Source organism: Streptomyces sp. NPDC007162 (genome assembly GCF_040634175.1).
Taxonomy (GTDB): domain Bacteria; phylum Actinomycetota; class Actinomycetes; order Streptomycetales; family Streptomycetaceae; genus Streptomyces.
This window is the reverse complement of record NZ_JBEYFC010000206.1, coordinates 1-14,344: the sequence shown is the minus strand read 5'-3', so window position 1 is coordinate 14,344 and position 14,344 is coordinate 1. Positions and strand designations below refer to the sequence as shown.

Here is a 14,344-nt window from a genome sequence, read left to right as displayed (position 1 = left end):
TGAGGGCCGGCCGGGCCTCGTGCGGGAAGGGGACGACCTGCGCCGTTCGGTGGACGTCGCGGCCCTGTGCGCCGGAACCGGTGGCCACGGCCCCGGCGGAGCCGTGCAGGGCGAGCGGCGCGGCGCCGGGACGCTGCACGGCCGCGCGGATGCGGTCCGCGACGAGTTCGTAGTGGGTGCAGCCCAGGACGACGGTCGTCACGTCGTCGGGGGTGAGCTCGGCGGCGGCCCGCACGGCGGTGTCGATGGCCGTCTGGTCGGCCTGCTCCACGGCCTCCGCCAGGCCCCAGCAGGGCACCTCGGTGACCGGCACGCCGTCGGCGAAGTCCGCGATGAGGCCGCGCTGGTAGGCGCTGCCCGTGGTCGCGGGGGTCGCCCAGATGGCGACCGGGCCGCCGCCCGCCGCGGCCGGCTTGATCGCCGGGACCGTGCCCACGACGGGGATGCCGGGCTCCAGGCGGGCGCGCAGCGCGGTCAGGGAGTTCACGGTCGCCGTGTTGCAGCCGATGATCAGCACTTCCGGCCCGCGTGCCGCCGCGGCCTCGGCGACGGCCAGCGCGCGTGCGGTGACGTCCTCGGGGGTGCGTGGCCCCCACGGCATGCCCTCGGGGTCGAAGGAGAGTACGAGATCGGCGTCGGGGCGCAGCCGCCGTACCGCTGCGGTGGCCGCCAGCAGGCCGATTCCGGAGTCCATGAGCGCGATCTTCACCCGGTCACGATAGACGATGGGCCGTTGCGGGCCGGTCCGGTGGGGCAGACTGCGCGCGTGAGCGCCATCGTGTGGACCGCCGCCGTATCCCTCGCCGCCTGGCTGTGGCTGCTGCTCTGCCAGGGCTTCTTCTGGCGCACCGACGTCCGGCTGCCGCCCCGGCGCGATCCCCGGGAATGGCCGGATGTGTGCGTGGTCGTCCCGGCCCGGGACGAGGCCGCCGTGCTGCCCCGGAGTCTGCCGTCCCTGCTCGGTCAGGACTATCCGGGCCGGGCCGAGGTGATCCTGGTCGACGACGGCAGTACGGACGGCACCGGGGAACTGGCCCGGGAACTGGCCGCGCGCCTCGGCGGGCTGCCGCTCACCGTGGACTCGCCGGGCGAGCCGCCGACGGGCTGGACGGGCAAGCTGTGGGCGGTGCGGCACGGGATGGGGCTGGCACGCGCGCGTGGCCCCGAGTACCTGCTGCTGACGGACGCGGACATCGCCCATGAGCCGGACAGCCTGCGCCTGCTGGTGGCGGCCGCCTGTACCGGGGGGTTCGACGTGGTGTCGCAGATGGCCCGGCTCCGGGTGGAGAGCCGGTGGGAACGGCTGGTCGTCCCCGCCTTCGTCTACTTCTTCGCGCAGCTCTACCCGTTCCGCCGGATCGGCCGCGAGGGCTCGCGCACGGCGGCAGCGGCGGGCGGCTGTGTGCTGCTGCGCGCCGACGCGGCGGAGCGGGCGCGGATCCCGGACGCGATCCGGCATGCCGTGATCGACGACGTGGCGCTCGCCCGTGCGGTGAAGGGCACCGGCGGACGCGTCTGGCTGGGGCTCGCCGACCGGGTGGAGAGCGTGCGCCCCTATCCCGGGCTGGGCGACCTGTGGCGGATGGTCTCCCGCAGCGCGTACGCGCAACTGCGGCACAACCCGCTGCTGCTGCTCGGCACGGTCGCCGGTCTCACGCTCGTGTACCTCGTCCCGCCGGCGGCGGTGCTGGCCGCTGCGGTCACCGGCAGCACCGCGGCGGCGCTGACGGGCGGTGCCGCCTGGCTGCTGATGACGGCGACCTACCTGCCGATGCTCCGCTACTACCGGCAGCCTTCCTGGCTCGCTCCCCTGCTGCCGTTCACCGCGTTCCTCTACCTCCTAATGACGGTGGACTCGGCGGTGCAGCACTACCGGGGACGCGGGGCGGCCTGGAAGGGCCGCACCTACGCGCGTCCCGACGCGGTCGCCGACGAGGGCTGATCCGCGCCGGTCACTTGCGGCCGGGCGTCCAGTTCATCCCCCAGCCGTAGGCGCGGTCCACGGTGCGCTGCGGGCTCACGCCGCGCTCCGGGACCAGGTAGCGCGCCTCACGCTGGACGACGAGATCGCCTCCGGTGTTGCTGATCAGGGCGAGCGCGCAGACCGTCGAAGGGACCGTGCACTCGTCGAGGGAGAAGTCGATCGGGGCGCCGTACTGGGGCTGGAGGGTGACGGTAGCGTGCAGGTCGGCGAAGGACGTGGCGCCCTGGTAGATCGTCACGAAGACCAGGACCCGCCGGAAGTCCTGTGTGTGATCGAGATTGAGGGTGAGGTTCTCCCCGCTCGACACGGCCCCCGTCCGGTCGTCGCCGTCGAGGTGGATGTATGGGGGCCGGTTCAGCGAGCCGAAGGCGTTGCCCAGCGCCTGTACGACCCCCTTGCGGCCGTCGGCGAGTTCGAAGAGCGCGCACAGGTCGAGGTCGAGGTTCCCGGCGCGCCGGCCGCCCCAGCCGGGGAGTTCCTTGCGGACCTGCCAGTTGAGGTTGACGCGCAGGGCGCCCGACGTGCCCCCCTGTTTGGCCAGCGAGACGGCGGGCGCGGCCTTGGTGAGCGTCACCTTGGACAGGCGCACGGGCGCGGCCGAGGGGGGCGGTGGGACCGGCAGACCGGCGGAGGTGGGCGCGGGGTGCTGCGGGAAGGAGGGCGCGCTCGGTGGCGGCGGGGGCGCCGGGGCGGGGGCCGGAGGGATCGGAGGCGGGGGGACCGGAGCCGGGACGGGCGGGGCGACTTGGGGAACGGACGGTTGCTGCGCGTGCTGCGGCTCGTCCACCGTGATCCCGAAGTCGGTCGCCAGGCCTTCGAGTCCGCTGTCGTATCCCTGCCCCACCGCCCGGAACTTCCAGCCGCCTTGGCGGCGGTACAACTCACCGAATACGAAAGCGGTTTCTACCGTGGCGCCGGTGCTGTCGAAACGGGCGGCCACATTCCCGTCCGCCGCGTCGCGGACCTCGATGTAGAGACCGGGGACCCGGCCGAAGGTGCCGCCGTCGGCGGAGGCCGCGAGGACGATCTGTTCGATCGGGGCCTCCACGCGCGCGAGGTCGACGAAAAGGGTGTCGGTGACCAGGTCGCCGGAGCGCCGCTTGCCCTCGTGCCGGACCGCGCCTGAGGCGTGCGAAGGCTGGTTGTAGAAGACGAAGTCCTCGTCGGAGCGCACTTTCCCGGCGACCAGCAGCAGCGCGGAGGCGTCGGCGTCGGGCACGCCCGGACCGGAGCGCCAGCCCAATTCGACGCGCAGCGCCGTGGTCGGCACCGGCGTATTCGATCCTTTCGACATTGACATGTCCGCCCCCAACGCGTGTCGGCATGCCGGGCGCACCCCGGCGGTCCCAGGTCATCCCTACCCGCACAACCTATTCCCGGGGACCGGGAACACCCACGAACGGCACAGGGAGATCCGCCGCCAACTGCCGGTAACGGCCCTGGAACTCGGCCTTTACACGATCACAACGCCGATTGCCGTCCTTTTTTGCCGAGTTCGCTCGGATTGGGGATCCAGCGTCACTGCCGACACGGAAAACAACCCTCTTATCGGTCTCCCCAACCAGCACATCGTGGGCTTACCTTATGTGCCATGACCTCCCCCCGCTCCACCTATGGCGGCGGCTACTACTCCGCCTCCTTCCCGGACACCCCGATCTACGACTCGCTCGTGGCCGAACGGGGCACCCCGCAGATCGCCCCGATCCGGGTCCCTCCCGCCTACGACACGGGCAGCAGCCTGAACCTGCCCGCCCTGCCGTCGGCACTCCCCGCCCTTCCGGCCGCCCCCTCCCAGCCGGCCCCGGGCTACGGCTACCCGCAGCAGATGCAGCAGCCCGCGCCGCTGCAGCAGGCGCCCACCGCGTACATCCCGCAGCAGGCGACGGCACCGCGCGGCTACCCCGCCCAGCAGCCGCAGCAGCCCCGTCCGATGATGGGCGGCACCGGTTACGAGGCGATGCGCCCGGCGGCTCCGCGCCCCGCGCAGCCCGCGCCGTACCAGGACCCGTACAACCAGCAACAGCAGCAGCAGTACCGCGGCTACTGATCGGCACCCTCCGGATGTCGGTGCCTGCGGGCACGGCGACGTCATGGGGGCCGCCGGACCGCGGTCGGTCCACGTTCATCTGGTCAAGGCGCTCCGGGGCTGCCCGCCCCGGCAGGCCGTCAGGGAGCCCAGGGGGCTGACCGGCGCCGGTTTCTGAATCGACGACGTCTGATCGACGACGGGGGAAAGGTCGTCACCGGCGCCGCCTCCCCATGCCCCGCACCCATCGCCACCGAGCTGCTGCCCGGCGGCGGCACACGCATGCCCGCGGCCGAGGCCGGACCGGCGGGACCTGCCGTCCCTGCTCGTTCGAAGCCACTCCCCTCTGGATCGAGGCTGACCGGCGGCGCGACCGGTGCCACCGGGCCGTCCGGCCCTCAGCAGCGAGGCCGACAAAACCGAGCCGCCCCCGGTCCACAGCGTGATCGACGCGGCCGCCCTCCTCTCGGCCACCGGGCGGTCGACCGCGACCGGGCCTCCCGCTCGGCCGATGCGAAGCCCGCGCGAGCAGGCGTCCCGCCTCCGAACCCCCTCCCGCGCACCTCCACTCAGCACACCTACCCCAGCCCTTCCATCTCCCGCGCCCCGCAGGTCTGCACCGAGCCCGCCTGCACCCCCACGCATCTGTACCCCCGCACGTGTGCCCCAGTCCGCCTGCCTCAATCCGCCTGCCCCCCATCCGTCTGCACCCCGACCATCTGCCCCGTCCCTCCGGCACACGACCATCTGCCCCAAGCCCGTCTACACCCAGCCCCGTCAGCACCCCCACGCCCGTTAGCACCCCAACCCATCAGCACCCCCACCAACTGCCCCACGCCCGTTCACACCCCAACCCATCGGTGCCCCACCCACCGGCACCCCACCCGCCCTCCGGTCGCCGTGGCCGTGAGTGTTCGGTTCTCGGGCCGGGGTCGAGTGATCTCCGGGGCGGCGGGAACCCGATTGCGCGGTCCGGTCGTTGGGCGTCGTGAGAAGTTGGTGAAAGTGCGGCCGGGGGTGATTTCGCTCTCTCTTCGGCCGGAGCCTGCGGGTGAACGGTCCGGGTGGGGTTATCACGGAGCGGGAAGGGGGTGGTGGCCGGTGCGAGCGATCCGTGGCCTGTGGCTCTGGCGGCGCAATCCGCTGCGGCGCGCGACCGACCTGATCGAGGCCTGGGTGGCCCTGGTGACGCTGGTGCTGATCGCGGTGGCCGCGCCCGTCCTCGGCTCGGTCGTCGGCGCCGCCGCCCAGAGCGCCCTCCAGCGGTCCGTCCGGCAGCAGCACCACGACCGGCACCTCGCGACGGCCACGGTGGTGCGCAGGCTGAGCGGCGGCACCCCGGTGGAGACCGACCCCGACGTCGCCGGCGCCCGCGACACCCGCAGCCGCGTCCTCGCCGACTGGACGGCACCGGACGGCAGCCGCCGGCACGGCCCGGTCCTGACGACCCTCAAGTCCCCGCACAAGGGCGACCACTTCGACGTCTGGACGGATCCGCGCGGCCTCATCACGGCCCGTCCGCTGGACTCCGCGACGGCGTCGACCCACGCCGTGCTGGCCGGGTTCGGCGCCGCACTGCTCGCCGCCGGTCTGGTCGAGGGCGCCAGACGGATGATCGTCTGGCGTATGGTCCGCCGCAGGTACGCACGGTGGGACCAGGCATGGGAACGGGCCGGGCCGGACTGGGGCAAGGCAGGTACGGGCAGCTGACGGCCTTTCCGTCTCTGGTCAACCCACTGCCTCGGCGCACGCTACGGTGGAGCCGCCGAAGCGCATTCGGCATCGACCCGCGCGCGAGCGAACCGCAGGGGCAGGGCACCGTCCGCGATGCCGCCCCGAGGCCAGTCAGCGATCTGTACGACGAGGTGGGGGCACGGCAACGCCATGGCACAGGGCACGGTCCAGGTGACGCACACCGGCACATCGCGGTGGCGACGCCGCACGGGTGAGTACGCTTCGCTCGCCGCCGCCCTGGAGGCCGCCGCCGACGGCGACGTCCTCACAGTCGCGCCCGGCACCTACCGGGAGAACCTCGTGGTGCAGCGCGCCGTGACCCTGCGCGGCCCCGAGGGCTCGCCCGGCTCCGTGCGGATCGCGCCCGCGGACGGGGTGCCGCTGACCGTCCGCGCCTCGGCGGTCATACAGGACCTGCATGTCGAGGGCCAGGACGCGGCGGCGCCCGCGCTGCTGGTCGAGGAGGGCACACCCGAGCTGCTGGACGTACGGATCGTCACCCGGTCCGCGGCCGGGATCGAGGTGCGCGGCGGAGCCCGGCCGACCGTGCGGCGCTGCACCGTGGACAACCCGGCCGGCATCGGCATCGCCGTACTCGACGGCGGCGGTGGGGTGTTCGAGGAGTGCGAGGTCGTGGCGGCCGGTCAGGCGGGGGTGGCGGTGCGCGGCGGCGGCCACCCGCGGCTGGACCGCTGCCGGATCCACCATGCCTCGGGCACCGGTGTGACGGCGACCGGGGAGGGCTCCGCGCTGGAGGCGGTGGGCTGCGAGATCTACGAGGTGCGCGGCTCCGGGGTGCAGGTCACCGCGCGCGCCACGGCCCACCTGACGGACTGCGACGTGCACCGCACCACCGCCGACGGCGTCACACTGGACACCGACGCGGTGCTCACCCTCGCCGACTGCCGGATCCACGACATCCCGGAGAACGCGGTCGATCTGCGTTCTCGCTCGGTGCTCACGCTGACCCGGACGACGGTGCGTCAGTTCGGGCGCAACGGCCTGTCGGTGTGGGACCCCGGGACCCGGGTGGACGCCAACCAGTGCGAGATCTTCGACAGCACCGGCGACTACCCGGCGGTCTGGGTGAGTGACGGCGCCACCGCCGTCCTGGACTCCTGCCGGGTGCACGACGTGCCGGACGCACTGTTCGTCCTGGACCGCGGCTCCCGCGCGGACGTCGTCGACAGCGACCTCTCCCAGGTGCGCAACACGGCGGTGTCGGTGAGCGACGGGGCGACCGCGCAGCTGGACGACTGCCGGATCCGGGACGCGGCCACCGGCGCCTGGTTCCGCGACCACGGCAGCAGCGGAACCCTGAACAACTGCACGGTGGACGGCACCCAGACCGGGGTGATCGTCACCAAGGGAGCCGATCCCACCATCGAGCGGTGCACGGTGGACTCCCCGGCGGAGGCGGGGTTCTACGTGTCGGCGGGCGGCCGTGGCTCCTTCCTGAACTGCCGGGTCACGGGCAGCGGCGGCTACGGCTTCCACGTGATCGACGGCTGCCGTACGACACTGCGCAAGTGCCGCACGGAGCGGTGCGCGCGCGGGGGTTACGAGTTCGCGGAGGGCGGCCCGGACGCGGACCCGGGCACCGGCCCGGTGGTGGAGGACTGCACCAGCGACGAGAGCGGCAGCCTGCGCCGGCCCACGGCGCGCGAGACGGCCGTGCAGACGTCGTACCAGTCCCCCGGGCTGCTCGGGGCCATTCCCGGGCAGCGCAGCACCGAGCAGGAACCCCTGCTTCCGCCCGCCGTGCCCGAGGAGCCGGCCCGGACCTCCCAAGCCGTGCTCGGTGAACTCGACGCACTGGTGGGCCTGGACAGCGTCAAGCGCGAGGTGCGGGCGCTGACCGACATGATCGAGGTCGGCCGACGCCGTCAGCAGGCCGGGTTGAAGGCCGCGTCGGTCAAGCGGCACCTGGTGTTCACGGGCTCCCCCGGCACCGGCAAGACCACCGTCGCCCGGCTCTACGGCGAGATCCTCGCCTCTCTCGGGGTGCTGGAGAAGGGACATCTCGTGGAGGTGTCCCGGGTCGACCTGGTCGGCGAGCACATCGGCTCCACGGCGATCCGCACCCAGGAGGCCTTCCAGCGGGCGCACGGCGGTGTGCTGTTCATCGACGAGGCGTACGCGCTGTCGCCGGAGGACGCCGGCCGGGACTTCGGCAAGGAGGCCATCGACACGCTGGTGAAGCTGATGGAGGACCAGCGGGACGCCGTGGTGGTGATCGTCGCGGGCTACACCGAGGAGATGGAGCGTTTCCTTTCGGTCAACCCCGGTGTGGCGTCCCGTTTCTCCCGGACCATCACCTTCGGCGACTACGGCCCGCAGGAGCTGCTGCGGATCGTGGAGCAGCAGGCCGACGAACACGAGTACCGGCTGGCACCGGGGGCGTCCGAGGCGCTGCTGAAGTACTTCACACAGATCCCGAAGGGCCCCGCGTTCGGCAACGGCCGTACCGCGCGGCAGACCTTCGAGGCGATGGTGGAGCGGCACGCGAGCCGGGTGGCCCAGGTGGCCGATCCGACCACCGACGACCTGACCCTGCTGTACGCCGAGGACCTGCCCGAACTTTCTTGATCAGTCGGCCGGTTGCGGCTGCTCTGCGGCCAGGTCCCGGCGCAGCCGCGCCAGCAGTCGTTCCCGTTCCACGGCGAAGGCCGGGTCCGCCTGGTAGTCGGAGTGGCCGAGGATGGGGGCGGGCAGCGGGTGGTCCGGCGTGCGTCCGTAGGCGAGCGGGTCTTTCAGGGGCGGGTGGTCGACCTGCGGGCCGTCGGCGCCGGTGATCCGGACGGCGCCGCCGATGGGGTCGGTGAGCCGGTAGAGGTTGCGCCAGCAGGCGACATCCCGGTGCAGGGAGCCTAGTTCGGCCGGTCCGAAGTGGGCCGGGAACCAGCGGCCGTACAGGCGTTCCAGCGGGGAGCCGTACGTCAGCAGGGCGACCCGGCTGCGGACCGACGGAGTCAGCTGCCAGGCGGCCGCGGCCGCGAGGACGCTGCCCTGGGAGTGGCCGGAGAGGACCAGGCGGCCGCCGGTGCGGCGGGTCCAGGTGGCCATCCGCCAGGTCAGGTCGGGCACCGCGCGCTCGGCGTAGCAGGGCGGGGCGAAGGGGTGAGCGGCGCGCGGCCAGAAGGTGCCGACGTCCCAGAGGATGCCGATGGTGCGCCGGGCGGAGGCGTCCTTGTAGGCGCGTCGGCCCCAGGTGACGAAGAGGACGAAGCCGAGGCCCACCAGCCAGGAGCCGACCGCCTGCGAGGCCTCGGCCGCGCCGTGCACGGGAGCGGGCGTCCGGCCGGCGGCCCCGTCCGGGGTCTTCCCCGTGGCCAGGGCGCCCGCCAGCGCCCCGGCGCCCAGCACCAAGGTGGTCGCGCACAGCACGGTGAGCACGAACGGCGTCCGGTCGGTGAGGGCGGCCACGGCACGGACCCGGGCGATCCTACGGGTGCGGGCGACGTCCTCCGGCTCCCCGGGATGGTCCAGGTCCACGGCGCCGCGATCGGCGCGGCTGAGCCGTGCAGTGCGCCAGGAGAGCCAGGCGACGGCGGCCAGGAGCACCGCGAGCACGGGCGGGACCGCCGAAGCCTGCCAGGTCAGCAGCACCGGAGGGCCGGGGATGGACGTGCCCGTGCCGTCCAGCCAGTCGGAGACCCGCTGGGTGACTCCGCCCGAGATCACCCCGCCCAGCGCGCAGGCCAGCAGGGCGACCGCGGGCCCGTTCAGGCCGCGCATCGCGGCGCGCGGGTCGGGGAGCCGGCGTTGCAGGTCGAGGGCGACGAGCCCGAGGACGATCACCAGCACGCCCTGGGCCAGGGCCAGGCCACCGAAGGTGGTGTCCCCGGCGAGCCGCCCCGTCGATCGCCATCCGGGCCGGGACCAGCCCGCGTACACGATGACGAGCGCCAGCAGGACGAGGGTGGCCAGGGGCAGGCGTCGTACGAGATGCCGGTCCAGTTCCTGGTCGAGGTGGTTCTCGGTGCGGCCCCGGCGGCAGACCACCCACACCACGGCCACCGCGCCGGCGACGAGCGCGCCGGTCAGCAGCCGGCCGAGCATGTCCAGTACGGCGGCTCCGCCCGGCCGGCGGTCGAAGGCGGCCGCCGGTGCGAGGACGGCCGCGGCGACGGTGAGCAGACCCGCGGCGGTGTGGGCGGTGCGCAGCCGGGCGACGAGTCGGCGCCCGTACCAGAAGCCCGGGCCGGCCAGCGAGGTGTGGCCGGGCTCGGGGTCGACAGCCATGGGCCGGGTGGACTCGTAGGCGCTCCAGGTGCGGCGCGAGAGGTACCAGAGCAGGCCGGTCAGCGCGGTGGGCACCAGGGCGGCCAGGGCGAGCCGTCGGCCCGGGCCGCTCCACCAGCCGCCGTGCGCGCCGGCCGGGGAGAGGAAACCGAGCCAGGAGTGCCGGCGGGCACAGGCCGTGACCCCCGCGCACTGCCAGGCGGCGAGGTCGAGGGCGACCTCGCAGGCGGCGGCGACGAACAGCACCGTGAGGGTGAGCCCGGCGAGACGGACCAGCAGCCCGTAGAAGCGCACGGTGCGCGGCCGGTTCCGGGTGGCGGGGCGCATCCAGTGGGCGAGGTTGACCACCATGAAGGGCAGGAGCAGGAGCCACAGGGCACGGGAGGCGTTGCCGGAGGTCAGGTTGCACCAGACGTACGCCTCCGGCACCGGGCGGTCACGGTGGTCGGCGGGCCGGGACTCGGCGTCCACGTCGTCGGCGCGGCGGAAGACGGCGGCGGTGTCGTCGCCGGCGATCCGGACCGTGCGCGGATCGTCGAGCATCTTCTCGGGGGTGGTACCGCCGACGCCGTGCACCAGCAGTTCCAGGTCGACCTCCGTCGGCCGCCCGGTGGGGTCGTCGGCGGTTCGTTCCTGCGCGCGTTCCACTGTTATCGCACTTCCCCCGTGCCACGCCGATGGTCCTGTCCGTGCGCATCTCAGGATCTCCGATTGCGGTGTGACGTACACCACTTCTCACGGAATCTCCCCGTTGCGTGTGACGCCCGGTGCAACACGAGGTGACCGAATGACATGTGCGCACCGACACAGGCAGTGGCGCAACCGGTGCGGTCCCGTGAAAGGATGGGGCGCCCGCGCACCCGAACCGAACGGAATGTCCTGGTCGGAGCCGGTACGCGAGGCGTGTCGGACAGCTTGAGGCGAGAGGACCGGAGCGTACGTGAGTGAGAACCAGAACCTCCTCGCGGAGCAGCGCCGCGCCCTGATCCTGGACGAGGTCCGGCGCCGGGGCGGCGTACGGGTCAACGAGCTGACCCGCAAGCTCGGCGTGTCGGACATGACCGTCCGCCGGGACCTGGACGCGCTGGCCAGGCAGGGTGTCCTGGAGAAGGTGCACGGCGGCGCGGTGCCGGTGGTGGAGGCGAGCACGCACGAGCCGGGGTTCGAGGCCAAGTCGGGCCTGGAGCTGACGGCCAAGGAGGACATCGCCCGGGCCGCCGCCGAGCTGGTCGTGCCGGGGGCGGCGATCGCGCTGTCCGGCGGTACGACGACCTACGCGCTGGCCCATCAGCTCCTGGAGGTTCCCGACCTGACCGTGGTGACGAACTCGGTGCGGGTCGCGGACGTCTTCCACGCGGCGCAGCGGGTCTCCGGGCAGCGGCAGGGCGCGGCGACCGTGGTCCTGACCGGCGGCGTGCGCACCCCCTCCGACTCGCTCGTGGGGCCGGTGGCCGACCAGGCGATCGCGGCGCTCCACTTCGACCTGCTGTTCCTCGGCGTGCACGGCATATCGGTCGAGGCCGGTCTCTCCACGCCGAACCTCGCGGAGGCGGAGACAAACCGCCGCCTGGTGCAGTCGGCCCGCCGGGTCGTGGTGGTCGCCGACCACACCAAGTGGGCCACGGTGGGCCTGAGTTCGTTCGCCAAGCTGGAGCAGGTCGACACCCTGGTCACGGACGCCGGGCTGCCGGCGGACGCACGCGCGGAGATCTCCGAGCACCTGCGGCGGCTGGTGGTGGCGGGCGAGACGGAGGACTGACCGCGAGGCGGGCGGGGCAGACATCTGATGGCATGTCAGTTATCGTGACGGGTCCGGTCAACGGCCTTGTCGGCCAAGGGGGTTCTCGCCCATGCCGCGTCAGCTGCGCCCCGTGGGGCTCGACTTCGTCGAGACCGCGCCCGTACGCCTGGTGTTCGCGCGGGAGATGTCCGCGCCGCCCGACCGGGTCTTCCACGCGCTCAACGACGACGTGCCGGGCTGGGCGCAGTGGTTCGCCGCGGTGACGCACGCCGAGTCCGTCGACGACGGCGCCGGGCGCGCCGTCCGCCTCAAGGGCGGCGGGCGCTTCCGGGAGACGATCATCGCGGCTCGGCAGGCGGAGGTCTACGCCTACCGGGTGGACCTGACCAACGCGCCGGGCGCCCGCGCCATCGCCGAGGAGTGGCGGCTCGTCCCGTCCGGCGACGGGACCCGCGTGCAGTGGACCTTCGCCGTGGACGGCACGGCGCCGTTCCGGTTCGCGGTCAGGCTGGCCCGCGCCGGTCTTGGCCGGGCCTTCAGGGACGCGGTCGGCGCGCTGGACCGGCGCCTTTCGAGCCGGCGCTCAGTCGGGCCAGACGCCGGTGGCCAGCAGTGACTCGATCGCCGCTGTGTACGGCGTGAGGTCGAGCCCCTGGTCCGCCACCCACGAGTCAGAGTAGTACTTGTCCAGGTAGCGGTCACCCGGGTCGCACAGCAGCGTCACGACGCTTCCCGTGCGCCCCTGCGCCACCATCTCGGAGACGATCTTCAGCGCGCTCCACAGACCGGTGCCGGTCGAGCCGCCCGCCTTCCGCCCGATCGCCCGCTCCAGCGCCCGTACCGCCGCCACGCTCGCCGCGTCCGGCACCTTCATCATCCGGTCGACGGCGCCCGGTACGAAGCTCGGCTCCATGCGCGGCCGGCCGATGCCCTCGATCCGGGAGCCGCAGTCGCAGGTGACATCCGGGTCGCCGGTGGTCCAGCCCTCGAAGAAACAGGAGTTCTCCGGGTCGGCGACACAGATCCGGGTGTCGCGCTGGGTGTAGTGGACATAGCGCGCGAGCGTCGCCGACGTGCCGCCGGTACCCGCCGTGGCGACGATCCAGGCCGGCTCGGGGAACCGCTCCAACTCCAGCTGGCGGAAGATGGATTCGGCGATGTTGTTGTTGCCGCGCCAGTCCGTGGCCCGTTCGGCGTAGGTGAACTGGTCCATGTAGTGGCCGCCGGACTCCACCGCGAGACGCGCGGACTCCTCGTACATTTTCCGGGAGTCGTCCACGAAGTGGCACTGCCCACCGTGGAATTCGATGAGCCGGCACTTCTCGGCGCTGGTGGTACGCGGCATGACCGCGATGAAGGGCACGCCGATGAGTTTGGCGAAGTACGCCTCGGAGACGGCCGTCGAACCACTGGACGCCTCGATCACCGGGCGCCCGGGCCTGATCCAGCCGTTGCACAGTCCGTAGAGGAAGAGCGAGCGGGCCAGCCGGTGCTTGAGACTGCCCGTGGGGTGGGTCGACTCGTCCTTGAGGTAGAGGTCGATACCCCAGGCCTCCGGCAGGGGGAAGCGCAGCAGGTGCGTGTCCGCCGAGCGGTTCGCGTCGGCCTGGACCTTGCGCACGGCCTCTTTGAGCCAGTCGCGGTAGGCGGTGTCACTGCGGTCGACGTCGAGGGTGGCGCCGGTCCGGATCTGCGGGGTGGTGCTCACGACGGGGCTCCTTCGCTTCGCGCCGACAGCGTCCCAACGCGGCCGACGCCTCGATCATAGGCATCTTCCGCACGCTTCTCACCTGCATAAACGCAACTTTGAGCACCTCAAAGGCACCCCTGGGGAACACCGGGCGAAACACCCGGGAGCAGTGGCGCGATCCCATCAGGCGCATTGCGGCAAGTGCTCCGAGCGCCCCCGGTCCGGCCGCCCGGGCGCACTGGTGCTCCCCGCCGGAGGGGGGCAGACTGCCATCCGACGGGACGAACGTCCCGAACGGGGGCGCACACTGGATCACGACATGAACCGGAGCACGCCGGCCGGGACCACCACCTTCCGGGCCGGCGACCGAGGCAGTCGAAGGGGCGGGGCACGATGGCGGAGCCGGAGTTCACGGCGACGGGCGTACGGATCGACAAGCGGCTGCGTTCGCTCACCCGGGCCGGACAGGTCCGGATAAGGGACGGCAGGGTGCAACTGCTGACGAGTTACGGCAGTGAGATCGACAGCGCGCCCGTACAGGCGGTACGGGCCTCCAAGCCGTGGTTCGCGTCGGACGACCGGGCCCTGGCCGACCTCAACGGCCAGCGCTACTCACTCACCCTCGGCGACCACGACCCGGCGCCGGGCGAGCCCGGTCCGCCCGCCGCCCGCCGCTTCATCGAGGCGGTGCGGCGAGCCGCGGGCCAGGACGGCTGACCACCGCGAGTTGCGCGACCGTAGGCGCTGGGTCACGCTTGTCACACGTCACTCTGGGTTTACCGGCGATAACGCTGCGAACCAGCCCGCCGGCCACGACAGCAGGCGGCCCCATGGACGGCGGCGCCCTGCTGGATCCGTTCTCCCGTGTTCTTCCGGACCTCACGTCGGGGAGTCGCAGCCGTGATCAAACACCCAAGCAGACAC

Annotated in this window: 11 protein-coding genes; 7 read left to right on the top strand and 4 right to left on the bottom strand. The window is 72.9% G+C overall.

What is annotated here, in order from left to right:
• The coding region (locus tag ABZ646_RS23765; RefSeq protein ID WP_360522295.1) for an aspartate/glutamate racemase family protein at positions 1-709 on the bottom strand (709 nt) is incomplete at its 3' end.
• Between the two features lie 57 nt (positions 710-766).
• Between ABZ646_RS23765 and ABZ646_RS23760 the strand changes: the two genes are divergently transcribed.
• Positions 767-1,942 (top strand): glycosyltransferase, encoded by a 1,176-nt coding sequence (locus ABZ646_RS23760; protein WP_360522292.1) that lies wholly within the window; start codon positions 767-769, stop codon positions 1,940-1,942.
• A 10-nt stretch (positions 1,943-1,952) separates the two neighbouring features.
• On the opposite strand, the gene ABZ646_RS23755 is transcribed toward ABZ646_RS23760, so the two are convergent.
• A complete protein-coding gene (locus ABZ646_RS23755; RefSeq protein WP_360522289.1) occupies positions 1,953-3,278 on the bottom strand; it encodes a TerD family protein in 1,326 nt (441 codons plus the stop codon).
• A gap of 297 nt (positions 3,279-3,575) precedes the next feature.
• Here ABZ646_RS23755 and ABZ646_RS23750 point away from each other — a divergent pair, with 297 nt between their 5' ends.
• The 3 genes from ABZ646_RS23750 (at position 3,576) to ABZ646_RS23740 (ending at position 8,333) form a co-directional block, all read left to right on the top strand.
• On the top strand, positions 3,576-4,031 hold the full coding sequence (locus tag ABZ646_RS23750) for a DUF6643 family protein (protein WP_360522286.1): 456 nt from the start codon (positions 3,576-3,578) through the stop codon (positions 4,029-4,031).
• 1,080 nt (positions 4,032-5,111) lie between these two features.
• Positions 5,112-5,720 (top strand): hypothetical protein, encoded by a 609-nt coding sequence (locus tag ABZ646_RS23745; protein WP_360522283.1) that lies wholly within the window; start codon positions 5,112-5,114, stop codon positions 5,718-5,720.
• A gap of 174 nt (positions 5,721-5,894) precedes the next feature.
• Positions 5,895-8,333, top strand: coding sequence for a right-handed parallel beta-helix repeat-containing protein (locus ABZ646_RS23740; RefSeq protein WP_360522280.1), 2,439 nt, complete (start codon positions 5,895-5,897; stop codon positions 8,331-8,333).
• Here the strand turns inward: ABZ646_RS23740 and ABZ646_RS23735 are convergent, their stop codons facing one another.
• Positions 8,334-10,532 carry a hypothetical protein gene (locus tag ABZ646_RS23735; protein ID WP_360522297.1) on the bottom strand — a complete coding sequence of 733 codons (2,199 nt, stop codon included), beginning with the start codon at positions 10,530-10,532 and terminating at the stop codon, positions 8,334-8,336.
• A gap of 397 nt (positions 10,533-10,929) precedes the next feature.
• Here ABZ646_RS23735 and ABZ646_RS23730 point away from each other — a divergent pair, with 397 nt between their 5' ends.
• Both ABZ646_RS23730 and ABZ646_RS23725 read left to right on the top strand, forming a co-directional pair.
• Positions 10,930-11,748, top strand: coding sequence for a DeoR/GlpR family DNA-binding transcription regulator (locus ABZ646_RS23730; RefSeq protein WP_360522277.1), 819 nt, complete (start codon positions 10,930-10,932; stop codon positions 11,746-11,748).
• A gap of 91 nt (positions 11,749-11,839) precedes the next feature.
• On the top strand, positions 11,840-12,346 hold the full coding sequence (locus tag ABZ646_RS23725) for an SRPBCC family protein (RefSeq protein ID WP_360522274.1): 507 nt from the start codon (positions 11,840-11,842) through the stop codon (positions 12,344-12,346).
• On the opposite strand, the gene ABZ646_RS23720 is transcribed toward ABZ646_RS23725, so the two are convergent.
• Positions 12,314-13,438, bottom strand: coding sequence for a PLP-dependent cysteine synthase family protein (locus ABZ646_RS23720; RefSeq protein WP_360522271.1), 1,125 nt, complete (start codon positions 13,436-13,438; stop codon positions 12,314-12,316). The genes ABZ646_RS23725 and ABZ646_RS23720 overlap by 33 nt on opposite strands.
• Before the next feature lie 375 nt (positions 13,439-13,813).
• Here ABZ646_RS23720 and ABZ646_RS23715 point away from each other — a divergent pair, with 375 nt between their 5' ends.
• A complete protein-coding gene (locus ABZ646_RS23715; RefSeq protein WP_360522268.1) occupies positions 13,814-14,137 on the top strand; it encodes a hypothetical protein in 324 nt (107 codons plus the stop codon).
• Positions 14,138-14,344 lie beyond the last annotated feature (207 nt).

Excerpts from the sequence above, each read along its gene's own strand:
- ABZ646_RS23755 (WP_360522289.1), bottom strand. The coding sequence starts at position 3,278 with ATGTCGAAAGGATCGAATACGCCGGTGCCGACCACGGCGCTGCGCGTC.
- ABZ646_RS23750 (WP_360522286.1), top strand. The coding sequence starts at position 3,576 with ATGACCTCCCCCCGCTCCACCTATGGCGGCGGCTACTACTCCGCCTCC.
- ABZ646_RS23740 (WP_360522280.1), top strand. The coding sequence starts at position 5,895 with ATGGCACAGGGCACGGTCCAGGTGACGCACACCGGCACATCGCGGTGG.
- ABZ646_RS23735 (WP_360522297.1), bottom strand. The coding sequence starts at position 10,532 with ATGCTCGACGATCCGCGCACGGTCCGGATCGCCGGCGACGACACCGCC.
- ABZ646_RS23725 (WP_360522274.1), top strand. The coding sequence starts at position 11,840 with ATGCCGCGTCAGCTGCGCCCCGTGGGGCTCGACTTCGTCGAGACCGCG.
- ABZ646_RS23715 (WP_360522268.1), top strand. The coding sequence starts at position 13,814 with ATGGCGGAGCCGGAGTTCACGGCGACGGGCGTACGGATCGACAAGCGG.